At 72.0% G+C, this 22,223-nt stretch carries 20 protein-coding genes and 1 other RNA gene; 8 read left to right on the forward strand and 13 right to left on the reverse strand.

The window, feature by feature from the left end; all coding sequences use genetic code 11:
* Nucleotides 1-15: 15 nt before the first annotated feature.
* Genes IPJ59_RS05030 through IPJ59_RS05040 form a run of 3 tightly spaced genes read left to right on the forward strand, consistent with a single transcriptional unit; the run spans nucleotide 16 to nucleotide 2,948 of the window.
* Nucleotides 16-1,221, forward strand: a complete 1,206-nt coding sequence (locus tag IPJ59_RS05030; protein ID WP_293249612.1) for a thioredoxin domain-containing protein — start codon at nucleotides 16-18, stop codon at nucleotides 1,219-1,221.
* A 12-nt stretch (nucleotides 1,222-1,233) separates the two neighbouring features.
* The gene (locus IPJ59_RS05035; RefSeq protein WP_293249609.1) at nucleotides 1,234-2,190 is read left to right on the forward strand and encodes a prenyltransferase; all 957 of its coding nucleotides are present in this window, start codon (nucleotides 1,234-1,236) and stop codon (nucleotides 2,188-2,190) included.
* Nucleotides 2,187-2,948, forward strand: a complete 762-nt coding sequence (locus IPJ59_RS05040) for a hypothetical protein (RefSeq protein ID WP_293249606.1) — start codon at nucleotides 2,187-2,189, stop codon at nucleotides 2,946-2,948. Before IPJ59_RS05035 ends, IPJ59_RS05040 begins: the two co-directional genes overlap by 4 nt.
* Before the next feature lie 94 nt (nucleotides 2,949-3,042).
* Here the strand turns inward: IPJ59_RS05040 and IPJ59_RS05045 are convergent, their stop codons facing one another.
* Complete coding sequence (locus IPJ59_RS05045; protein ID WP_293249603.1) at nucleotides 3,043-3,642, reverse strand: HlyD family secretion protein; 600 nt, start codon at nucleotides 3,640-3,642, stop codon at nucleotides 3,043-3,045.
* Between the two features lie 25 nt (nucleotides 3,643-3,667).
* Here IPJ59_RS05045 and IPJ59_RS05050 point away from each other — a divergent pair, with 25 nt between their 5' ends.
* A complete protein-coding gene (locus IPJ59_RS05050) occupies nucleotides 3,668-4,699 on the forward strand; it encodes an RluA family pseudouridine synthase (RefSeq protein WP_293269986.1) in 1,032 nt (343 codons plus the stop codon).
* A 20-nt stretch (nucleotides 4,700-4,719) separates the two neighbouring features.
* On the opposite strand, the gene IPJ59_RS05055 is transcribed toward IPJ59_RS05050, so the two are convergent.
* The 3 genes from IPJ59_RS05055 to IPJ59_RS05065 all read right to left on the reverse strand — a co-directional run bounded on the left by IPJ59_RS05055 (nucleotide 4,720) and on the right by IPJ59_RS05065 (nucleotide 8,901).
* Nucleotides 4,720-5,337, reverse strand: coding sequence for a hypothetical protein (locus IPJ59_RS05055; RefSeq protein ID WP_293269988.1), 618 nt, complete (start codon nucleotides 5,335-5,337; stop codon nucleotides 4,720-4,722).
* A gap of 137 nt (nucleotides 5,338-5,474) precedes the next feature.
* A complete protein-coding gene (locus IPJ59_RS05060; RefSeq protein WP_293269989.1) occupies nucleotides 5,475-6,965 on the reverse strand; it encodes an FAD-dependent monooxygenase in 1,491 nt (496 codons plus the stop codon).
* Nucleotides 6,966-7,005: 40 nt separating this feature from the next.
* Nucleotides 7,006-8,901 (reverse strand): prenyltransferase/squalene oxidase repeat-containing protein, encoded by a 1,896-nt coding sequence (locus IPJ59_RS05065; RefSeq protein WP_293249591.1) that lies wholly within the window; start codon nucleotides 8,899-8,901, stop codon nucleotides 7,006-7,008.
* A 335-nt stretch (nucleotides 8,902-9,236) separates the two neighbouring features.
* On the opposite strand from IPJ59_RS05065, the gene IPJ59_RS05070 reads away from it, so the two are divergent.
* Complete coding sequence (locus IPJ59_RS05070; RefSeq protein ID WP_293249588.1) at nucleotides 9,237-9,869, forward strand: hypothetical protein; 633 nt, start codon at nucleotides 9,237-9,239, stop codon at nucleotides 9,867-9,869.
* Here the strand turns inward: IPJ59_RS05070 and IPJ59_RS05075 are convergent.
* On the reverse strand, nucleotides 9,862-9,984 hold the full coding sequence (locus IPJ59_RS05075) for a hypothetical protein (protein WP_293249585.1): 123 nt from the start codon (nucleotides 9,982-9,984) through the stop codon (nucleotides 9,862-9,864). The genes IPJ59_RS05070 and IPJ59_RS05075 overlap by 8 nt on opposite strands.
* Nucleotides 9,985-9,994: 10 nt before the next feature.
* Between IPJ59_RS05075 and IPJ59_RS05080 the strand changes: the two genes are divergently transcribed.
* Entirely contained in the window at nucleotides 9,995-10,618 is a 624-nt protein-coding gene (locus IPJ59_RS05080) for a hypothetical protein (protein WP_293249582.1), read from the forward strand.
* The gene (locus IPJ59_RS05085; RefSeq protein ID WP_293269990.1) at nucleotides 10,615-11,586 is read left to right on the forward strand and encodes a patatin-like phospholipase family protein; all 972 of its coding nucleotides are present in this window, start codon (nucleotides 10,615-10,617) and stop codon (nucleotides 11,584-11,586) included. Before IPJ59_RS05080 ends, IPJ59_RS05085 begins: the two co-directional genes overlap by 4 nt.
* A 66-nt stretch (nucleotides 11,587-11,652) precedes the next feature.
* Here the strand turns inward: IPJ59_RS05085 and IPJ59_RS05090 are convergent, their stop codons facing one another.
* Nucleotides 11,653-14,028, reverse strand: a complete 2,376-nt coding sequence (locus IPJ59_RS05090; RefSeq protein ID WP_293269992.1) for a transglycosylase SLT domain-containing protein — start codon at nucleotides 14,026-14,028, stop codon at nucleotides 11,653-11,655.
* Nucleotides 14,029-14,049: 21 nt separating this feature from the next.
* A complete protein-coding gene (locus IPJ59_RS05095; RefSeq protein WP_293249573.1) occupies nucleotides 14,050-14,955 on the reverse strand; it encodes a GGDEF domain-containing protein in 906 nt (301 codons plus the stop codon).
* Between the two features lie 248 nt (nucleotides 14,956-15,203).
* Here IPJ59_RS05095 and ssrA point away from each other — a divergent pair.
* Nucleotides 15,204-15,586: a transfer-messenger RNA gene (gene ssrA, locus IPJ59_RS05100) on the forward strand.
* A 103-nt stretch (nucleotides 15,587-15,689) separates the two neighbouring features.
* Here ssrA and IPJ59_RS05105 read toward each other — a convergent pair.
* The 6 genes from IPJ59_RS05105 to IPJ59_RS05130 all read right to left on the reverse strand — a co-directional run bounded on the left by IPJ59_RS05105 (nucleotide 15,690) and on the right by IPJ59_RS05130 (nucleotide 22,171).
* Entirely contained in the window at nucleotides 15,690-16,058 is a 369-nt protein-coding gene (locus tag IPJ59_RS05105) for a hypothetical protein (protein ID WP_293249571.1), read from the reverse strand.
* 408 nt (nucleotides 16,059-16,466) lie between these two features.
* A complete protein-coding gene (locus IPJ59_RS05110; protein ID WP_293249568.1) occupies nucleotides 16,467-17,711 on the reverse strand; it encodes an ATP-grasp domain-containing protein in 1,245 nt (414 codons plus the stop codon).
* 55 nt (nucleotides 17,712-17,766) lie between these two features.
* Entirely contained in the window at nucleotides 17,767-18,513 is a 747-nt protein-coding gene (locus tag IPJ59_RS05115; RefSeq protein ID WP_293249565.1) for an esterase family protein, read from the reverse strand.
* Between the two features lie 6 nt (nucleotides 18,514-18,519).
* Entirely contained in the window at nucleotides 18,520-20,016 is a 1,497-nt protein-coding gene (locus tag IPJ59_RS05120) for an ATP-grasp domain-containing protein (RefSeq protein ID WP_293249562.1), read from the reverse strand.
* Nucleotides 20,017-20,081: 65 nt separating this feature from the next.
* A complete protein-coding gene (locus IPJ59_RS05125) occupies nucleotides 20,082-21,218 on the reverse strand; it encodes an alpha/beta hydrolase (RefSeq protein ID WP_293249559.1) in 1,137 nt (378 codons plus the stop codon).
* Complete coding sequence (locus tag IPJ59_RS05130; protein WP_293269993.1) at nucleotides 21,215-22,171, reverse strand: Type 1 glutamine amidotransferase-like domain-containing protein; 957 nt, start codon at nucleotides 22,169-22,171, stop codon at nucleotides 21,215-21,217. Before IPJ59_RS05130 ends, IPJ59_RS05125 begins: the two co-directional genes overlap by 4 nt.
* Between the last annotated feature and the right edge of the window lie 52 nt (nucleotides 22,172-22,223).

Below are 22,223 nucleotides of genomic sequence, written 5' to 3' on the forward strand. Positions count from 1 at the left end.
ATCCTTCGCGCCCGCATGACTGTCCTGTCCGTCCGTTCCCTGTGCGTCGCGCTCCTCCTCACGCCCGCCTGCCTGCCCGAGCGCGGCAAGGCGCCGCCGACCCCGAAGGCGGTCGCGGCGAAGGACGGCAAGGCGGCGACCAAAGCCGGTGCTGGGCCCGCTGCCGGTGATGCGAGGGGTGGCAGTGCCGTCGCGCCGCTCGTCGGCCCGCCGCCGGCTGGTTCGGCGAGCGGCTGCAGCGGCGCGGCGTTGACCATGCCGAAGGGCACGGTGGTGGCGCGCATCGAGGGCAAGGACGTCACGGTCGACGACCTCGGCCCCGAGCTGGTCCAGGCCGAACAGTCGGCGCTGCGCACCTACTGTCAGAGTGTGACGAGCGCGCGGCAGGGCGCGCTCGACAACCTGCTGCAGCAGAAGCTGCTGACCGCCGCCGCGGAGGCCGAGGGCAAGGAGCTCAACGCCTTCGTGCAGGGCAGGATCGAGGCCGAGGTGCCGACCCCGGACGACGCGGCGATCCTCGCGTTCTACGAGGCCAACAAGTCGCCGAGCGCCCCGCCGCTGGAGATGGTCAAGGACCAGGTGATCCAGGCGATGCAGGGCCAGGGCGGCGAGAAGGTGCTGAGCAAGCTGCTCGATGACCTGCGCGCCAAGGCCAAGGTCGAGCGCATGCTGCCCGACGTCAGCCCGCCACCGATGGACCTGCGTCGCCCGGTCCACGCCGCGTTCGCCGGCCCGGAGGATGCCGTCGTCCAGGTCACCGAGTTCTCGGACTTCGAGTGCCCCTACTGCTCGCGCGCGGCCGAGACCCTCAGCGGCCTGAAGAGCAAGTACGCCGGCAAGCCGGTGCAGTTCGTGTTCCGCAACTTCCCGCTGAGCTTCCACCCGAACGCGCGGCCGGCCGCGGAGTACGCCCAGTGCGCGCAGGAGCAGGGCAAGTTCTGGGCGATGCACGACGGCATCTTCGCGCGCCAGAGCGAGCTGTCGGTCGCGGTGCTCAAGGAGGTCGCCACCGCGGCCGGGCTCGACGCCGGCAAGCTCGACGCGTGCCTCGCGGGCGGCGGCGTGAAGGAGCAGATCGAGGAGGACATGCGCAAGGCGCAGGAGGTCGGGGTCGGCGGCACCCCGAGCTTCTTCGTCAACGGCCAGACCTTCGCCGGCAACCCGACGGTCGAGGGCCTGAGCGAGGCGATCGACGCCGAGCTGAGCCGCTTGCAAGGCTGACGAGCGCCGCGCATGCACCCGGCCTTCCTCCCGCTGCCGCGCCGCTTCCTCTACGCGCTGAAGCCGGCGAGCTGGCCCAAGCTGCTGGTGCCGGCGATCGTGGGGCAGGCGCTCGGGGTGCTGGCGGCGGGCACCTGGTCGTGGGGTGGGGCCGCGGTCGGGCTCGGCTTCACCGCGCTGACGCTGGTCTACATCGTGCTGCTCAACGACTGGTTTGATGTCCGCGTCGACGCGATCAAGCGGCAGATGTTCCCCGACGCGGGCGCGCCGAAGACGATCCCCGACGCGATCTTGCACCCGCAGTCGGTGCTGCTCGCGGGCGTCGGCGCCGGCCTGTGCGCCCTGTCGCTCGGGCTCTGCGGCGAGCTCCTGCTCGGCCGCAGCGGCCTCGGCCTCGCCAGCCTGATCGCCCTCGGCATGCTGCTGCTCTACAGCGCTCCGCCGCTGCGCCTCAACGACCGCGGGCTCGGCGAGATCGTCGAGGCGGTCGGCGTCGGCGCGCTCTTGCCGTGGTTCAACGCCTACGCGCAGAGCGGGCAAGTGGTGGCGCCGGAGCTGCTGCTGGTGCTGCCCGGGCTGACCGCGCTGGCGCTGGCCTCGGCGATCGCCAGCGGCCTCGCCGACGAGGAGAGCGACCGCGCCGGCGCCAAGTCGACGATCACCACCCAGCTCGGCAACCTCGCGGCCCGCAACGCCGTCGAGTACGCCGTGATGGCCGGCGCCGTGCTGTGGGCTCTGGCCGCCCGCATCGGCGTCGGCGTCGTCTCGCCCTTCGCCTTCAGCGCGGCGCTGATGGTGCTGCTGTGGCAGTGGCGCGGCGTGGCGGCCGCGAGCCCAATGGCGCTCACCAACGCCTTCCCGGCGATCGCCCGCTACAAGCAGGCCCTGCACCGCACGCTGTGGAGCAGCGCCCTGACCCTCGCGCTCGCGCTGTTGCTGCTGCGCGCGCTCGGGGTCGGGGTCCGATGAGACAGCTCCCCCAGCTCCCGCCGCTGGCCGCCGACCGCCTGGTCGCGGCTGGACGCGAGCTCGACCTGCACGGCTGGGTCCGCCGCTCGCTGGCCCCCGGCCGCGAGCTGGCGGGCGAGCTGGTCGCGGTGTGCAGCGCCGCGGCGCTGCCCGATGACGACGACGCCACCCTCGTCGCGCTCGCCGAAGGTGTCGCCGAGCTGTGCGCGGCGCAGCGGCAGAGCTTCCCCGACAACCTGTGCTGCGACCTCGAATTTCTGGTCGCGCAGGCGCTGCGACGGGCCCGGCCGCGGCCAGACCCGGCGGCCGCGCTGACGCAGCAGTTGGCCCGGATGAGCCGACTGCAGCGGCTCTACGGCGGCGACACGGCGATCCGCTTCCGCTACGTGCACGACTTCGTGTACGGCTTCGACTGGGCCAAGTGGGTCGGCCGCGACCCCGACCTGCGCGCCCAGGTCGGGCCCTTCGACCCCGAGTTCCTGGACCACCTCGAGCGCCGCGCCCAGGCGCTGTTCGAGCTCATCGACGCGGACGACGAGGTGTACGGCCAGCTCGACGGCGAACACAGCCGCAACCCCTTCCCGTTCTCGCGCGAGCCCGTCGACGAGCTGCGTCTGCACCGCGACCTCGCGGCCCGCGGCCTGGTGCCGGTGGCGGCGTGGGACCCGGACGCGCAGCCGTGCTGGCGGCGGCCCTACGCGGCCCTGCGCATCGCTCGCGCCGAGGCGCTCGGGCTCTCTCGCCCCGCGACGAGCTGAGCTGGCCCTCGGCTCGCGCGCCACGCCACGAACTGAGCTGGCTCTCACGCACCACGCCACGAACTGAGCTGGCGCTCGGGACCTGTCCTGAAGGTCAGCCGCCGGTCTGCTTGCGCTTGAGGTCGGCGACCTTCTGCTCGAGCTCGGTGACGCGGGCCTGGGCCTTGTCGTAGTTGCTCTGCACGATCTTGGCGCGCTGCGTGTTGCGGTCGTGCTCGCTGATCGCTCCCTCGGCGAGGGTCTTCTTCATGCGCTCGAGGAAGGTGGTGCGGGCGACGAGGTCCTCGCGGGCCTGCACGAGCTTCTTCTCGAAGTAGGCGATCTCGGCCGCGGCGCTGGGGAAGCTGGTGGGCTCCGGCTTGGGCGTGGGCATCGTGGCCAGGCCGTCGGTCGGCGCGAGCAGGCCGGGCCTGACCTGCGGGGTCATGCGCGCCTCGGCCGGGTCGACCGCGCGCGGCTGGATGCCCCGCGCGGTGCCGCTGCGGCCACCGTCGGCCATGTTGCTGCCCTGCTGCCCGGCCTTGCTGGCCTTGCCGCCGCCCGCGCCGTCGCTGGCCGCGTCGTTGTCGGGCCAGAAGATGAGCAACGCGGCGACGATGAGGATCGCCGCGCCGATCAGGACGGCGCCGAGAGAGCCCTGGGGCTCGTCCGGAGGGGCGTTCGGGGGGACCTTCGACTTCGGCGCGTCGGACATCGCCTGCGGGTTATAACACGCGTCCGTGAGCGCGGACGACGGCGACATGGAGCCGCCGACCGGCGAGCTCATCCACATCCCGCTGGTGGTGGACAGCGCCCGCGACGGCTTTCGCCTCGACCGATTCCTGGTCAGCCGCATCACCCGGCTGTCACGCACGCGGGTGCAGCAGATCGTCGCCGCCGGACGGGTCCGCCGCGCCGACACCGGTGAGACCTTGCTCCGCCCGGCGCAGCGTCTGCGCGCCGGCGACGCGCTGGTGCTCGAGCGGCCCGCGCCGCGTGAGCCCAGCGTGGTCCTCGACTACCGCGAGCTGCACCGCGACGCCGATCTGCTCGTGCTCGACAAGCCCGCCGGTCTGCCGGTGCACCCGTCGGCCCGTTACCACCGCCACACGCTCACGGCGCTGATGCGCGAGCGCCTCGGGGTCGGCCACGGCTGGGAGATGGCGCACCGCCTCGACCGCGAGACCTCGGGCGTCCTGATCTTCGGCCGGCACGGCGCCTCGGCGACCACGCTCAAGCGGGCCTTCATCGCCCGCGCGGTCGAGAAGCGCTACTGGGCGCTGTGCACCGGCTGTCTCGCGGGACCTGTTCGGATCGACATGGCCCTTGGGCCAGCTCTGGGCTCGGCGATCCGGATCAAGATGGGCCCGCGGGCGGCGGGTGACGGCGGCGTGCCGGCCGTCACCGAGGTCGTGCCGCTGGCCCGCGGCAGCTTCCGCGGCGCGCCGATCACCCTGATCGAGGCGCGCCCCGAGACCGGGCGACAGCACCAGATCCGCGTGCACCTCTCGGAGATCGGGCACCCGCTGCTCGGCGACAAGCTCTACGGGCTCGAGGAGTCGCGCTTCCTCGCGGTCGTCGACGGCGAGCGAGGCGGCCACAGCACGCCGCCGGCCCGCGCGCTGGCGGAGCTCGAGGCGGAGCTGGGCCTCGGCCGGCACGCGCTGCACGCGGTGTCGCTGGCCTTCGCCCACCCCGGCGACGGCCGCCCGGTCCGCTTCACCGCGCCCTGGCCCGCCGACCTGGCGGCGATCATGGCGGCGCCCAGCTGAGCTGTCCTCGGGGACAGGTCCTAGCGGGGCGTCAGCAGCGGGCGGGCGCCGGGCTTGAGCTCCTCGACGATGTCGCCGAAGATCACGCGCAGCGCGGTGGTCTTGCCGGCCTCGACCTCGAGCTTCATCTGGGCCTGATCGCAGCCGTCGGCGAGCCGCAGGCTGCGGTCCGGCAGGTCGATCTGCAACACACCGGGCGGCGTGCGGTCGAGGCCGAGGCGCGCCTTGCCGCCGGTCCAGGTCATCGTCCGCGGCCGCGCCTCGAGGTCGCTGCCGGGCGGCAGCTCGAACTGCTTGGCGTGCTGCGGCGGTCGCGTGCGCACGAACCACACCGCCAGCGCGACCCCGCCGGCGACGAAGCCCACGACCAGCAGCGACAGCACCACCCGCATGCGACCCCCCTGGCGGTAGCCCTCGAGGCGACCGCGGTGGTGCACGCCGATCGGCGGGTTGGCCATCAGCTCGTCGTCGCGTTCGCGGGCCGGCGGCGGCTGGATCTTGCGGGGCTCGCCGATGAGGTCACCACGCGGGTCGCCACTCACGTCGCCGCTCGGATCGCCTGTGAACGCGGTGTTCGAGTCGGCGAGCGTGAGCGGCGGCGTGGGCCTCGCGCGATCGAGGGGCGGGTCGAGGGGCACGGGATCGAGGGTAAACCATGCTCGCGTCGCGGCGCGACGGGCCCGGGCGATCACGCCGCAGATCGCCTGGGGAACCGCGTACGGGCCGGCTGTTCGCCGGTCTGCGTGGTGGTTGCGGGCCGCCCGCGCTCGCGAACTCAGATGAAGGTGCGGTCGTGCGGCAGCCAGGTCGGCCGGACCTGCGCCCACATCACCTGGGCGACCAGGCCGAGCTTGTTGCTGGCGAGCTGCATGGCGCCGCTGACCTGACGCAGGCGATCGCGGGTCGGCAGGTGGGCGGCGTGGCGGGCGACGAGGCTCGACTCGATCGCGTAGCGGGCGGCCTTGAGGTACTCGCTGAGGAACACGCCGGGTCGGCCCTCGGCGCACGACAGCAGGGCCATCGAGCGGGCGCGGGCGCTGCGACCGGAGGCCCAGTAGTCGAACAGGGCCCGCTGGATCGCGCGGGCGCCCTCGTTGCCGCCGCGGAAGACCTCGTAGATCGCGTCGGCGAGGGCCTGGCGGGTCGGCACGTAGCGGTCGTGCTCGGCCCGGTAGCGGCGCAGGCTGCCGTCGTCGAGCCAGGCCTCGTGGGCGGGCGCGTCGCTGCGGCGGCGGGCCTCCTCGCCGAGGCACTCGGCGTCGCGCAGGCCCATGGTCATGCCGCTGGCGGTGATCGGGTGCGAGCAGCCGCCGGCGTCACCGATCAGCGCGAGGCCGGGACGCACCGCGGTGGGCGCGGGCAGGTTGACGGTGGGGGCCATCTCGAAGGGGCCCTTGTGGTGGAGGATCGCGTCGGCGATCTGGTCGGCCAGCGGGTGGGGCAGGAAGGGCACGAAGGTCTCGAGCAGGAACTCGGCCAGGCGCGCGCCCTTGACCGGCAGGTTGGCCGGGAGGTCGAGGGTCACGCGGTAGATGAGGTCGCCGCCAGAACCGGAGGTGGTGTCGCGGGAGATCGGGTAGACGAGCACCGGACCCCAGGCGCCGAGGATGATGTTGCCCCACGTCGGCGCCGGCAGGCTGGCGTTGCGCAGCTCGAGGCCGACGGTGAAGCCGACGGTCTGGCGCTGGTCGGGGATGCCGGCGAGCTTGCGCACCTGACTGGCCTTGCCGTCGGCGCCGACGACGAGGTCGGCGTGGACGGTGACCTGCTGACCGGCGGGGCCCGTGAGCACGACGCCGCAGACGCGCTCGCCGCGGTGGAGCAGCTCGTGGATGATCCAGCCCTCGAACAGGTCGACCTGGGGACACTCGCGTACGACCTGCCGCATGACCCGCACGAGGGTCTTGTGGTGGACCGCGAGGCCCTGGCTGCGCTGCCCGGGGACCTCGTCGTAGGCCAGCTCGACGTAGCGACCGTCGGCGCGCTCGAGCACGGTGAAGCCGTCGACATCGACGGCGCCCGCGGCCTTGAGCGCGGCGTAGAAGCCGAGGTCCGCGAGGATCTGGGCGCCGCGCGGGTGGATGAACTCGCCGGCGAAGCGCGGCGAGGAGCCGGGGTGACGATCGATGAGCAAGATCTTGCGGCGACGCTCGGGGTCGGCGTGCGCGAGCGCCTGCGCGGCGGCGCAGCCCGCGAGGCCGGCGCCGATGATCACGACGTCGTAGCGGTTGGCGGGCGTGGTGGCTGCTGCGGTCGCGGTGGTCATGGGGCTCCTTGGTACGCGGGGGACCGGTGGGTTCGATCGATCACAGCTGGCCACCGCGCTCGGCGAACACGGTGAGCGCGAGCGCGGCCTCGCGGACGCCCGCGCTCGGGTCGTGGCACACCGGGGTCAGGCCGAGGCCCGGGGTCCACTCGCCGCCGAGGCGCTCCGACAGCGCTGCTTGTGCCAGCTCGGGCGGGGCGCTGTCCAACAACTGGACCAGGTGCCGCGCGGCTCGCTGGGTCTGGATGCACACCGCGCCCTCGAGCGCCATGAGGCCGTGCATCGCCACGGCGGTGTCGACGACGCTGCCGAAGCTGCCGTCCTCGCGCTGACGACCGCGGAGCTGGCGTTCAATGGTTTGGCGCAGCGGATGTGTCGGCGGACACAGTGCTGCGCTGCACAGCGCGAGCTCGCCGAGAGTGCCGAGATCGAAGCCGGCCATGTCGAGGGTGACGCGCTGCCACAGCCACTGGATCCCGCGGGCGACGCGGTCGTCGTCGGCCTGGAAGCCGAGGCGACCGAGCTGGCGCAGGGCCGCCGCGGAGACGCGGACGCGGGCGTTGTCGGTGGGCGTGCCGGCGGCGAGGAGGCTCGCGTCGCGCAGCGGGAAGCGGGTCATGAAGACCTCGGACTCGCCGCGTTCGAAGCGGGCGAAGCCGCCGTCGGGCTCCTGCATCGCGAGCAGGACCTCGACGGCGCGGCGCATGGCGGCGCGGGCCTGGCTCTGGTGGTGCGACGATCGGGGGAGGGCGTGGAGGGCGTCGAGGACGGCGCAGGTCGAGAGGGTGTCGACGTACTTGTCGGCCCCGGCCTCGCAGGGCCAGCCGCCGGCGGGGGCGTTGGTGCGAAGCTGCCACTCGCCGATCTGGCGGATCTCCTCGCCGAGCAGGAAGGGCAGCGCGGCCTCGCCGGCGGCGATCGACGCGGCGTCGCCGGCGAGCGCGAGGCGGACCATGCGAGCGAGGGTGGTGAGCGGGGCGCAGAGGAGGCCCTGGGCCAGCTGCGGGCCCGCGGGTGTGCTGACGAGGCCGCGGGCGCGGCGGAGGTAGGCGAGGCCGCGGACGATCCGCGGGTCGTCGTAGTTGGCGCCGAGCACCCGCAGGGCGATGAGGCTCAGCAAGGTCGGGTGGGCCGCGAACCATCCGCCGTGGGCCTGCTGGGCGGCGATCATCCACCGCTGCACGCGCTTGAGGGCGGCGCCGAGGACCGGGCCGCGGGGCAGCTTGCGGATCAGCTTCACGCCCTGGTCGAAGGCCTGCAGCAGATCTCCGAGCAGACCCGGCTGGACCAGGCGCGGCAAGATCGGCTCGCCGTCGGGGCGGTGCAGCAGCAGGGGCGCGGCGCTGCTCACATGCACCCGCGCGGGCGCGCGCGAGAGCAGGAGGTATGGGGTCATCACCCCGCGGGCCCACGGCGAGACGCGGCTCGGCGACAGCCAGGTCACCGTGGGCAACAGCCACAGCTCGGCCGGCATGGTCGGCAGCCAGGCCCACGGGATGTGGCCCGCCATCGCCAGCCACAGGCGGACCTCGATGCTGCCGCGTTGGGCCCCGCCGAGCTCGTGGACGATGCGCCGCGCGCGGACCAGGTGCTCGGCCTCGGGGTCATCGCCGGACTCGACGAGGGCCCACCAGCCGAGGGCAGTGCGCGAGGGGTCGGGTCGACCGGCGGCGTCGTGCCAGGCCCCGGAGGGCTGCTGGGTGGCACGGATCCATCCCGCGAGGCCGTCGCGCTCGGCGCTGCCGAGGTCGTGGAAGAGGCGATCGGCGAGCAGGACCTCGCAGGCGAGGCCGATATCGGGGACGCTGAGCAGGTACGGAGGCTCGCCGCGGGCGGCGGTCCGCGAGGCGACCGGGGTCTGCTCGCGCCACCAGGAGGCTGCGGTGGTGGCGCGGGCGATCGCGGCGGCGAGGCGGCCGTGGCCCTGCGGGGTCACCCGGGTCGGAGATAGAGCTGGCATATCGCGGAGATCGGGCCCAAAAACGGGCTTCCAGACGGGTTTCGAGGCTAACATGCGACCTGGTGTGCCCAGGGTGACGCGTGTCACAGCTGGGCGAGGCCCGGAGACCCCCACACGGACGCCTGGAGGCGGTTTGCGGGTGAAACTGGCTGCACGCTCGCCGCCCGCGGAGGGCCACGGCGGCCCGCGGCGACCCGACGACATTCGGTTCGGAGCGGCCCGGGGCGACCCGGGTCAGGGACCAGGGACCAGCATTTCGCCGCGAAGGGAACTTGCGGGAGTCGGCCTCGTTTTGCGAGACTAGGGCGACAATGAACGCAAACGTGCGCGCGCTGCTGCTGATGGCTGGCTGCCTGGCCAGTGGACTGTCGATGATGAGTTGCAAGGAGGATGAGCCGGAGGAATTCGGCTTCACCTGCGTCGAGCTGAGCCAGGGAGAGAGCGTCGAGGGCGACCCCTTCGCGGGGACCTACAAGATCGTCCTCAAGCTCGACTACTTGCCGTGTCTGAAGAGCTACTACCTGGACAGGCACCCGGAGCAGCGGCTCGACGGCAAGGATGGTCCGGCGGTGTTCGAGGAGTGGAAGGAGCGCCTGTGCAGCGAGGACGTCGCGCGGCGCATCGACTGCACGGTCGAGGAGTTCAAGCAGACGTTGATGACGACGGGCACCGAGTCGTACTCGCTGGCGGTCACTTACATCACGCCGAACCCGGGGGAGCTCAACGGTCGCAAGATCTTGTGGGGCCCGGGGCCGCTGCCCGACTACGCCGAGTGTGACACCGGCGACCTGCCGTTCGCGGCGCTCACCAAGCAGTCGGGCATCACCGGCCAGAACAAGGAGGGCAAGGTCCTGTGGCAGGCCCAGTCCTTCACGGACAACAAGGGCGTCATGCAGCTGAGCGGCGGCGGGTGCATCCAGGCTCCCATCGCGCCGGTCAATTGACGGTCGGGAGGGCGGTCGGGAGGGCGGTCGGGAAGGCCGTCGGGAAGGCCGTCACGAGGGCCGTCTGGGCCCTCGGGTGGGCCCCGATGGCCGTCGGGGCGACCCTCGTGGCCATCGGGGGTGCCGTGCTCGTGGGCTGCAACCCGCCGGTGCGCGAGGTGGTCGGTGTGCCCGCGCCGCCGGTCGTCGCTGCGGAGCCGAGCTGTGCGCCGCCGCCGGCCGCCGCGCTGGCGCTGCTGGCTGATGCGCCATGTCCCTGGGTACTTGTCCCGGGGGACAGGTCGGAGCTGACGCTGCGCGGCAGCGACATGGCGAGCGCGCGCAGCCTCGGCGTCGCGGCGCCCGAGGCTTGTGCGGGGCGCTGCGACTTTACGGGCACGGTCACCGCGATCGGGCCGCTGCTGCTGGCGACGCACCGCGACCCGGCGAGCGAGCTGGTCGACGCGGCCTTCGTGGGCGCTGCGCTGGGCGGCGAGGTGGTCCGCTTCGCGCCGCTGTGGTTCGGGCTGGCGGCCCACGGCGACAGCACGTCGCTGGGGCCGAGCCACGCGCTGGCGCCGTGGGTCTGCGGTGACACGCTGGTGCTGGCGGTCGAGGGTCGGCTGCCGGCGGCTGGCGCGGAGGAGCCAGCGGCGGCGCTGCTGCGGGCCGCGGGCGTGTATGGGCCGGGGGACGACGAGCTGCGCCGGGTCGAGCGGCCCACGCCGGCGCTGTCAGGGTGCACGCGCGTGCCGCTGGAGCTGCCATGAGTCGCGAGCGGCGCGAGCACCTCGTTGCCTGTCCCGGAGGACAGGTCGAAGCACCTGTCTCTTCAGACATGCCGAGAGATCTGGCGATCACCTTCGCGGGGGGCGGGAGCCGTTCGTTTTATCAGGTGGGCCTGCTCGATCGCTGGGGCGAGCGGCTGCGGCCGCGGCTGGCGGCGGTGGCCGGCGTGAGCGCCGGGGCCTGCACGGCGGCGGTGTGGCTGGCGGGGCGGACCGAGGCGACGCGGAGCTACTGGCACTGGCGGCGACGCGACGTGCATTCGAACTTCGAGTGGCGACGGCTGCTGCAGGGCGAGCGACCGACGCCGCAGGGGCCGGTCTACCGCGACAGCATGGTGCACGCGTTTCGCGAGGGCGGGCTCGAGGCGCTGCGGGCCTGTGAGGTGCCGGTGCTGATGGTGGTCGCCGAGCCGCCGCGGAGGATCTCCCCGCTGGCGAGCATGCTGATCGGCTACGGCGCGTACATGGCGGAGAAGCGGCTGCGGCCGGACATGCTGCACCCGAGCGTCGGGCGGCGGCTCGGCTTTGTGCCGCGGGTGTTTGATGCGCGCCGCTGCGAGAGCGCCGAGGAGGTGGCCGACCTGATCATGGCGTCGTCGGCGACGCCGCCGTTCACGCCGTTCGGGCGCTTTCGCGGCGAGCGCTACCTCGACGGCGGCATGGTCGACAACGTGCCGGCCTTCGCCGCCGAGCAGGTCGCCGGGGTCGCGCGCAACCTGGTGCTGCTGACCCGGCCCTACCCCCCGCAGAGCCTCGGGCCGCGCGGGGCCCGGCTGTACCTCGCGCCGAGCCGGATCACGCCGGTGAGCTGCTGGGACTACACCAGCAGCGAGCGGGTCGAGGCCACGGTGGCGATGGGTCGCGCCGAGGCGACGCTGCACGCGGAGCAGCTCGAGCAATTTTTGGGCTGTCCCTCGGGACAGCTGCCGCACGGCGCCCCGCGGCGGTAGCTGCGGTGATGCCACAGCCGGAGCTACACGCCGGTGCTGCGGCCGGGGATCGCCAGCGACGCAGCGCTACACGCCGGTGCTGCGGCCGGGGATCGCCAGTGGGATGTACGGGATGCGCTGCTCGGCGGGGAGCTGGCCGCCGTGCACCCAGCGGTAGGTCAGCCAGCGCTCGAGCACGGACTGGGTATAGGCGCGGGTCTCGTCGAAGGGGATGGCCTCGATGAAGAGGTCGAAGTCCCACGACTTGCGGCGCTCGAGCCAGCGGTCGACCGCGCCCGCGCCCGCGTTGTAGCTGGGGATCGCCAGCGGGACCGCGGCGTCCTCGCCCCCGTAGCGGCGGACGAGGTTGCCGAGATAGCGGGTGCCGAGCTCGAGGTTGAGGGCGGGTTGGTAGAGGTTCTCGGGGTTGAAGTCGGCGAGGCCGGCCTGGCGGGCGAGGTCCGCCGCGGTGGCCGGCATGAGCTGGATGAGGCCGCGGGCGCCGGCCTTGGAGGTGACGCCGGGGTCGAACACGCTCTCGGTCTGCATGATCGCAAAGGCGAGGAAGGGCGGGACCTGATGTTTGGCCTCGTCGGCGCGGACGAGCTCGCCGAAGGCCAGCGGGTGGGCGATCTGCCACAGCTCGCGGAGCTGACCGACCGGCGGGCTGCTGCGCCAGCCGCTGCCGAGGCCGCCGAGCAGGCGCTGCGACTCGGCGTAGAGGCCCGCCTGCACGAGCACGGCGGCCGCGGGCCAGCCGGCGATGCCAGCCTCACCGAGCTCCTCACCTGCGTCCTCGCCGAGCCCGAGCCGCGCGAGCAGCTGGGCCCGCTGGGCCGCCGGGGTCGCCGGCAGCTCGAGCTGGACCGCGACGCCGGCCGACTCGCGCTCGAGCACCGCGACGCCCTTCGCCAGCGCGTCGTCGCCGACGTCGCGGAGGCGCGAGAGGGTCTGCAGGCCGGCGTAGCTGAGCGGGCCGACGCTGAGGGCGTCGAGCCAGGCGGCGACGGCGGCCTCGGTGTGGCCCTGGCGCTGGAGGGCGCGGCCGCGGAAGTAGTGCAGCTTGGCGCGCTCGCGCAGGTCCAGCTTGGCGGCGCTGGCGAGGCCCTCGTCGGTGAGGGTGAGGGCGTCGGCGACGCGGTCCTGCGTGAAGGCGAGGACCACGAGGCGGCGGCGGGCCTCGCCGGCCATGTCGCCGGCGGGGATGTCCTTGAGGACACGTTCGTAGGCGGCGCGCTCGCGGGGGTGGTCGTCGCGCTCGGCCCACGACTCACCGGCGAGGACGAGGGCGTCATCGGCGTAGGAGTGACCGCCGAACTCGTCGGCGATCGCGGAGAACTGTCTGGCGGCGTCCTCGTAGTGGGCCTCGGCGTAGCGACCGCGGCCGGCCTGGTAGAGCGCCTTGACGAGGGTGTCCTGGTGGCCCGACCCGGCGCGGCGGCAGGCGGTCGCGGCTTGATCGAAGACCGGTCGCGACTTGGGTCGCTTGCGCTGCTTGAAGATCGCGCTGCCCTTGAGGAAGAGGGCCTCACAGCGGTCGCCGTCGGCGAGCGCGGGCAAGCCGAGGAAGTCGTCGGCGTCGTGGATCACGCTGGCGAAGCGGCTGCGGGCCAGGGCGTCGCGCATGCGCGCGAGGCTGCGCTGGCGCACGGCCTCCCGCGCCTCGGCGAAGGACTTGTGGATCCCGAGGCGCTGCTCGAGCGGGCCGATCCGCTGCAGCGCCTCCTCGCCGTAGTCGCTGAGCGGGACATCGAGGGCGAGGCGTTCGTACAGCGCAAGCGCCTTGCGCAGGTCGTCTTGCGACTCGGAGGCGACGAGCAGGCGGGCCCACTTGGCGCGGACCTCGTGGCGTCGCGGCGAGTCGCCGGGGCGCTGCAGGAAGCGCTCGTAGAGCTGCGCCGCGACGCCCTTCGCCGGGGCGTCGTCGCCGCGGGCCTTCGCGTCGGCGGTGATGATGATCGCGCTGCCGACGAGGGCGCTGTTGTCTGTCCCTTGGGCCAGGTCGCCGACCGCTGCGAGGGCGCGCGTCGGCTCGCTGGCGTCGAGCCAGGCCTGGGCCTCGAGCAGGCGCAGCCGGGCGCTCACGCTGGCGAGGGCGGGGGCGCTGCGGGCCTCGGCGAAGCGAGCGGCGGCCTCGGCCGGGCGCTGGAGACGGAGGTCCTCGAGGCCGCGCAACCACTGGGCAGCGCCGCGGTCATCGGGGCCGAGCTCGGGGCTGGCGAGGACTTGGTCGAGGAGGGCGACGGCGGCGACGTGGTCCTGGCGCTCGCGGGCGAGGATCGCGTCGCGACCGGGGCCGCGGGCGAACCACAGGCGGCGGCCGGGCTCGGCGATCGGCGCCTCCTCGGCCGCGGGCGGCGCGGGTGTATCGACGGCGGCGGTGTAGAGCGGCGGCGTGGTGTCGCCGCGACAGGCGGTCAGCGCGAGCAGGGCGAGGGAGATCGAGACGCGACGAGCAGACATGGGATCTCCCTGGATCGGGCTCTAGACCAAGCGGGTGGGTTCGTTCTCCGGGTCGTAGATCTCGACCCGGTTGCCGCCCGCGCGACGGGCCACCAGCAGCGCCGACTCGGAGGCCTTGAGCAGGGCCTCGGCGGTGGGCTCGTGCAGGAGCGCGAGGTCGGCGACGCCGATGCTGACGGTGATGCGCAGCGGGCCGCCGCCGGGGGACGAGAAGTTGTGATCGGCGAGGGTGGCGTGGACGCGGAGGGCGGCGCGGGCGGCTCGCATGACGTCGACATCGCGGCAGACGTGGACGAACTCGTCGCCGTTGCGGGCGACGAGGTCGTCGCTGCGGGTGATCTCGAGGACGCGGCGAGCGAGCTCGCGGTAGATCTGGTCGAGCGCGGGCTGGCCGTGGGCCAGGACGATCTGCTGCGGGTCGTCGAGGGCGAACATGCCGAGGGCGAGCGGCTTGCCGTGGCGCAGGGCCATGGCGACGTCGCTCTCGAGGCGGTTCTCGAGGTAGCTGCGACTGAACAGGCCGGTGAGGCGGTCGCGCAGGGTCGACTCGTAGAGGTCGCGCTGGAGGTCGTCGTCGGTGTCCTCGTGGAAGGTGAAGCGGAGGACACTGGCGGCGCCGAGCTGAATCTTGTCGCCCTCGCGCAGCGGATAGCGGTCGACACGCTCGCCGTTGGCGAAGGTCCCGTTGGTCGAGCCGGCATCGGAGAGGTAGTACACGCCCTTGTCGACCGTAACGGCCGCGTGGGTGCGCGAGATTCCCTCGTCGTTGATGCGCACGGTCGCCGTGAGCCCGCGACCGATCGTCGTGTAGTGCGAGTCGAGCTCGACCATCTCGCCCATGCGGTCACCCGCGAGCACCACGACGAAAGCCCGTCTGGGCGGCCCTCCGCTGCGGTCGGGGGGCGGCTTGGGGACCGCAGAGGTCACGGTATCGGGGCTGCTCGGGGCGATGCCAGGTCATGTAACCCCGGGCGGTGGGGGGGCGCAACATTGCGGCGGAGGCCGGCCCTGGCTGGAGCAGCGTCGCGAGAGCGAGCGAGGCGAGCGAGGCGGCGGCGAGCGAGGCGGCGCGGATGTCGGGGACTTGCGCAGTCCGGGGCGCTGGACCATACTGGCCCTTCGCCTTGGGGGCCCCGTCGCCCCGAAGACGAGACCAAGCCCGCGAGGGCTGCAACGGGGGTGTCACGGTTTCGACGGGGGTTCTGAACGTGAGGATCGCGTGCCGGGGCTGCCTACAAAGCCACGTCAAAATTTGTAGGAAACACAGCTGCCAACGATGGCAACTACGGCCGTATGGCCCTCGCCGCCTAACCCGCGGTGACATCTCTGCCCGAGGCGCTTCAGTAGGGACAGGGGTGTAATCACAGGAGCTAGCAGGTGCGCACGCCTCGGGCGCGCCGGCGAGAATCAAGGGGATCGGTCGCGGGAAGGCCTGTCGATGGGCATACCCAAGACTCAAACCGCACCTGCAAGGGTGCGGACAAATTCATCGGCTACGCACGTAGTGGTCCCACCTGATGGCTTTCGGACCCGGGTTCAACTCCCGGCGCCTCCATCCCAACAACAGAAGCCCAGAGCAAGGTCTCGCGGCTTCGACCGCCTCGTCGGCAGGGCGCCGTGCCCTGGACGAGGCGGCTCTTTTTAATGGCACGACACCGCTGTCACTCGATGCCGTCGATGCAGTCGGCCACGGCGAAGACCGCCTGGTCCTCGAGGTCATCGGGGTCGAAGGCGGACTCGTCGAGCGCCTGGGCGTCCTCGGGCAGCGCGGCGATGCGGCGGTAGCCCTGACCCGAGCGCATGCGCGGGGAGCGGACCACGTAGACCCGGCCGCGCGAGGCGTAGTAGACGCGGTGCTCGTCGGCGTAGAAGCCGTCGCGCACGGTGACGAGCGCGAAGTCCTCGCCGTAGACATTGGCGTCGCCGCCGAGCGGCCGCGGCCGCGGCTTGTGGCGTACGCCCTGGGCCTGCTCGAACCGGGCGAACTCCTTGATCTCGAGCTGGCGCTCGTTGACGTCGTGTGCGCGCATCGAAGCCTCCGACTACAAGCTCCATTAGAGCGGCGTGTGGGCCGGTCAGGTCAAGCGCGGATCTCCGGGCCGGGACCGCGCGAGCGGCCGCGCGTTCGCTGTGGATAACCAGTGCGCGCTCGCGGAAAAACGACGCTCCGCTGGTACGAGATGGTACGCCGCGGCAATCGGCGCATCTGTGGATGCGAGCGCGCGAATGCGGGAGCGCTCCGAGAATGCGCGCAAGTAAGCATCGGAAAATCGACCGCGATTGGCTGTGCCCGCGGGCCGGTGACGCGTGGCGGCTCCGACGCCGCGCAGCGACGGACGGTCCGCAGCGGTCTGCAGGCGCGTTCCCTTGCTGTACTGCGGGACATGGCCATCAGGACATGCCCTGGAGGACATGTCCCTCGCGCCATGTTCCGTTGCCTAGCCGAGCTCGATCTGGACGAGCGCGACGAGGCGGGCGAGCGCCTTCTCGACGACCTCGGTGTCGGCGTGGCGAAGGATCGCGTAGCCCTCGCCCTCGTAGGACTCGGCGCGCGGCTGGCCGAGCTGCGGGAGCTTGGCCTCGACGACGAGCGGGCCGAGCTCCTTCTGCGCCTGCTCGAGGCCGTGGATCTTGACGACGCGACGGACGCTGTGAGGGTCGCCGCCCTGGCCGCGGAAGAACGCGGCGCCGGCGGCGAACCTGCGGCGCGGCGGGTCGAAGGCCTCGTGCACGACGAGGCGAGCCCACAGGCGGTAAAAGTCGACGTCGTGCGCGTAGGAGTTGATCGACATGATCTGCGCGCCGGGCGGGCGGGCGCCGACCTCGGAGATCGCTACGGGCCCGGTGTCGGGTCGGTCGCGGCGAAACCACTCCATGTGGCTGATGCCGGTGCGCATGCCGAGGGCCTCGAGTGCGGCGTGGGCGTAGGGGCGCACGGCCTGGGTGTCGCTGGTCTCGACCTCGCGGGGGAGCAGCACGGTCCACTGGATCCACGGGTTCTCGAGCACGTGGAGGGGCGCCGGGTTGTAGCGGGTGGACGAGTCCCACACGGCGCGGCCGCGGATGCTGATCGTCTCGAAGGAGCGCTCGAGGCCGGTGACGAACTCCTCGGCGACGGCGGGGTGGTCGGGCGAGGGCCGCAAGACGCGGAGCGCCTCCTCGAGGGTGTGGGCGTCGGTGACCCGGAAGGTGCCCTTTGCGGCGGCGGCGTCGGGCGGCTTGACGATCATCGGGAAACCGACCTCGCGGGCGAACACCCAGCCCTCGGCGGCCGAGTTGAGGCGACGGTGGCGGGCGCAGGGGACCCCGGCGGCGCGCAGGACGTCCTTCATCTGCGCCTTGTCGCGGAAATTGCGGGCGACCACCTCGCCGATGCCATCGACGCCGAAGTGGTCGCGCAGCTGTCCGAGCTGGACCTGCAGCTGCTCGAGCGTGCCGAGGATGCGGTCGATGCCGCCGAGCTGGGTGCCGAGCGCGGCCACGGCGGGCGCGAGCTGCTTCACGTCGAGCGCGTCGGCGACGCGGTAGTGGGCGACGAGGCGCTGCCGGAGCTCGGCAGGCAGGGCTTCGCTGGGCTCCTGGGTGACGAGCGCGAGCTGGACCTCGGGGAGCTCGGCCACGGCGCTGACGAAGCGCGTCGTGGCGGTCATGTTGAACGGGGCGATGAAGACGACGCGGACCATGGGCGGCTCTCCTCGATGGTTCTCGCGCGCCGTCCGTGCGCGCGGCGTGTCGGGGTTAGGGCATCTCGGCCTGGAGCATCTCGGTGAGGTATTTGGGGAGCATCTCGCGCCAGGTGGGCCAGTCGTGGTCGTGCTCGGGGCCCCAGAGGTCGACGCGATTGGGGATGCCGCGCTGACCGAGCGCAGCGGCGGCGCCCCACGAGTTGCGCGGGGTCTCCCAGCGGCCCCCGCCGCAGGCGAGCACGACGAAGCGCTGGCGCAGGCGCTCGAGCTGCGGGCCCTCGCCGAGGTAGGGCAGGAAGTGGACCGGGGAGGCGAGGTGGAAGTCGACGGGGTGGTGGCCGTCCATCCAGCCCGAGAGGTCGAAGGTGCCGCTCATGCACAGCGCCACCTTGAAGGCCTCGGGGTGGCGGCAGATCGACATGAGCGCGTTGAAGGCCCCGAGCGAGGCGCCGGCGGTGTAGACCTCGATGTCAGGGCTGCGGCAGTCGCTGCGGATCGCCGGCAGCAGCTCGTTGTAGACGTAGCCGTCGAACTGGTTCTGGACCCACGCCTTGTGGCGGGCGCTGAGGCCCTTGTCGATCCAGGCCTGGCCGGCGACGGAGTCTGGCGAGTAGACCTTGAGCTTGCCGGCGTCGATCAGCGGCGCGAGGGCGCGGATCATCAGCATGCGCTCGCACTCCTCGGCGTCGCCGCCCGCCGTCGGGAACAGCAGCAGCGGCGCGCCGTAGTGGCCGAAGCGGGCGACGGTGACGTCCTGGCGGAGTCGCGGTGAGTACCAGGTTGCGCGCACCTTCTCCATGTCGGATCAGTTCTTGGCCTTGCCGGACTTCTTGTTGGTGGGCTTGCTGGCGGTGCCCGTGATCGGCCTGATGGGCGCAGCGACTGCGGGCGCGGCGACTGCGGGCGCGGCGGCAACGGGTGCGGCGGCCACAGGCGGAGCGGTGAAGACCGCCTCGGGCATGGTCGCGTCGAGCGAGTCGGCCAGTGGGGCAGCCGCAACCGCGCCCACATCGCCAACATCGATGGGAGTCGGCTCGGGCTCGGCAGGCTTGAGGCTATTGAGGCGGTCCGTCTCGGTCTTCCGCCAGAACTGGACCAGGCCCCAGAAGTGCTCGGTGAAGCGGTGGACCTCGTGCTGCGGGAACAGGGCGGCGACCTTCTGGCGGACGTAGCCCTTGGCGACATCCGTGCCGAAGAACTCGAGGGCGACCTCATCGAGGTGCGACAGGTGCTTGGCGCAGAACTCGTTGAAGCGCTCGGTCTCCATGCGCTCGTTGGCGATCTTCGCGTAGCCCTTGAGGCGCTCGCGGTACGGGAGGTCCTGCTTGGCGATGGCGAAGAAGGGGTCCCAGCTGAGGTTCGGCGACTTCTCGCGCTTGGTGGCGGCGCAGAAGATGGCCCAGCGGACCATGTTCTTGACGAGGTCGGGGAAGTGGTAGTGCAGCGAGGTGACCTGGAAGTCGGGGCAGGCGTTGGCGAAGTCGATCGGGTGGAAGACGCCGTCCTTGCGCAGCGACTCGCAGGAGTTGAACTCCCAGCCGAAGAAGGCGTTGATCGTGAGGCAGGTGTCGGTGAGGACCGACCACTCCTCGCCGTTGACGAAGAAGAAGTCGACCTTGTAGCGGTCGTGCAGCGGGGCGGCGGGGTCGTACTTGACGATGTGGACCTGCGGGCCGATGCCGATGGCGCGGACGAACAGGTCGAAGGGGTCGACGGCCTTCTGCAGGTGCATGACCCGCTTGCCGGACTCCTCGTAGGCGCGGCGCAGCTGCTGCGGGTTGTCGATGCGCGAGACGCCGACCCAGGCGCCGCCGTCGTAGGGCTTCATGAAGAAGGGGTAGCCGAGGCGCTCGCCGATCTCCTCGAGCTCCCACTTGCGACCGTAGCGCTCCATCGTGGGGTGGACGTCGGGGTTCTCGGTGAGCCGCTCCTTCGGCGGGATCATCCAGGTCTCGGGGATCGGCATCCCGAGCTTCATCATGGCGCAGTAGGTGGAGTGCTTCTCCATCGACTGCAGCGACCACGGGTTATTGAGCACATAGAGGCCGTCCATGATGACGGCCTTCTTGATCCACTCGCGGCTGGTGTGGAACCAGTGGGTGAGGCGGTCGAGGACGACGTCGTAGCGGACCGGCTGGCGCAGGTAGTACGGGTCGATGGTGACGCGCTCGATGTGGAAGTCGATGCTGTCGCCGCCGATGGGCAGGCTGAGGTTCAGCCGCTTGACGATCTCCTCGAAGCAGCCGGGCCAGCAGATGTCGGCGCCGAGCGACAGACCGATGTTGCGCGTAACGTTCGCCATGATCTCGGGGTCCTTCCCGGCGCGACTATGGGCGAAGAGGCCTCAATTTGGCAAGCGCGAAAGCCTCACTCGTAAACCATCCACAGCGGCCCGGGGAATAGCCAGGACAGGCCGCTGCGCAGGCGGTCGCGCCAGTTCTCCCAGTTGTGTCCGTCGCGTGCCTCTTCGTAGCGGACGTCCATGCCGGTGCCCTGCAGGACCGGCACCATGGTCCGGTTCTCGTAGATCAGCGACTCGTAGGTGCCGCACGACAGGTACACCTTCTCCGACGGTTTGCCGGGGCGGTCGCGGAAGGCGTTGATGAAGTCCACCACCTTGGCGAAGGTGGGTCCTCGCTTGCTCTCGCCGATGTCGGTGAAGGCGAAGCTGCCCGACTGCAGCAGCAGGCGGCCGAAGACGCCGGGATAGCGCCACGCGGTCGACAGCGCCGCGACGCCGCCGAAGCTCGCGCCCATGAGACAGCGCGAGGCCGGGGCCTCGTAGAGCGGGAACTTGGCCTGCATCTCCGGTAGCAGTTGTTCGGCTATGAAGGCGGCGTGGCCCGGATGGTTGGGGTACTCGCCGAGCCGGTCGCCGGGGTGGGTGAGCGCGACGACCAGGGGGGCGACCTCGAGGCGGTGGATGAGGTTGTCGAGGACCGTCTGGAGGCTGGCGTAACGCATGTAGTCGCCGCCGTCGTGGACGATGAGGAGGGGGTAGCGGCGGGTCTCGCGGAATCGCGCGGGGAGGTAGACGGAGACGCGGCGGGGCCCGCCGAGGGTGGTCTGCGAGAACAGCATCTCCTTGAGCGAGCCCTTGCGGGCGTCGGGGTCGGGCTCAGTCCAGTCGGGTCGCTCGTAGCCCTGGCCGTGGCACACGGAGTTGGCGCCGAAGGGGTCGTGAGCGAGGTTCGAGTTCAGCGGATCTTGAATCCACTGGCGGTGTCCGGCCTGGTGGATCTCCAGCTTGTACTCGACGCGGGACTGCGGCGGGATCTCGAGCGTGTGGTGCCAGAGGTTGGTGGTCGGCACGCGCTCGAAGGACTGCGACGACGCGAGGCCGAAGACCCAGTGGCGAAGGTTCACGGCGTCGGCGGCACCGTGATAGACGAAGGTGGCCTGGCGGCCCTCGACGATCGGGAAGGTGTGGGCCTTGAGGAAGGCGGCGATCGCCACTTCGTCGGGGGGACCCTTGGAGAGGAAGGTCTGGATCGCTGACTTCATGGCGCGGCCGGAGTGGTGGTGATGAGCTGGCCGTCGCTGCACAGCTGAAAGGTGTTGGGGCCGCTGAACCAGCGCGCGCCGTCGAAGCGCAGCCAGCAGCGGTCGTCGAGGGCGAAGCAGGCGGCGGTCGCGTGGCGGCGGGCGAACACCGAGATGCGCGCGTGGTCGTGCAGCAGGAGGCGGCGGCGGGCGTGCGGGAGGACGACGACGCCGGGGAACAGGCCGAGGCCGTTGGCCAGCAGCTCGGCGTTGCCGCGGCCCTGCGGCGGGCTGTCGTGGAACAGGACGATGCGGTCCGAGACGACCATCGCGCCGGCGGACCAGGCCATGATCGGGACCTCGGGGCGCTCGGCGAGGCGGCTCTTGAGGTCGAACATCCGCATGCGGTTGTAGAGCACCGCGACGTGTCCGCCGGCGATCGCCACGGCGCTGCACTCGGCGAGGATCGCGTCGATCTCGGCGAGCTGGCGGCGGACTGACAGGCGCTGCAGCGGCTTGGTCCGGCGGTCGAAGTCTTCCTCGATCTGGCGGACCTTGGCGACGTGGTGGGCGTCGAGCAGGCGCAGGGCCTGCAGCGACTCCTCGAGTTCGGACTCGATGAGATCTCGCGGGGCCGTGGCCTGCTGGACCCGTCTTGCCGCCTTGAGGGTGCTGGCGAGGCGCAGGCGGTAGAGGTCTTGCAGGCTACGCAGGCGGTCCTGCTTCGCCCGGTGCGCGGCGAAGAAATCGGGATCGTCGCGGAACACGGCCTCGCCGCGGGCGTGCAGCATGAGGTTGACGGATCGGTTGCCGAGCGCGGCGCACAGCTCCTGGTCCTCGGCCTCGCGCTCCTGCCAGCCCGCGGTGATGGCGGCGATCTTGCGGCCGTCCGCGGGGTCGACCTTGAGGAGCTCCAGGGCCTCGCCGACGATCGGATGCAGGCGCTGGGGGCCCAGCAGCATGCCCACGGTCATGGATCTGTCCCTTGGCGCGCAGCCATGGTAGGAGCGCAATAGGCTGCCCCGA

The organism is Nannocystis sp. (assembly GCF_016714285.1).
Taxonomy (GTDB): Bacteria; Myxococcota_A; Polyangia; order Nannocystales; family Nannocystaceae; genus Nannocystis.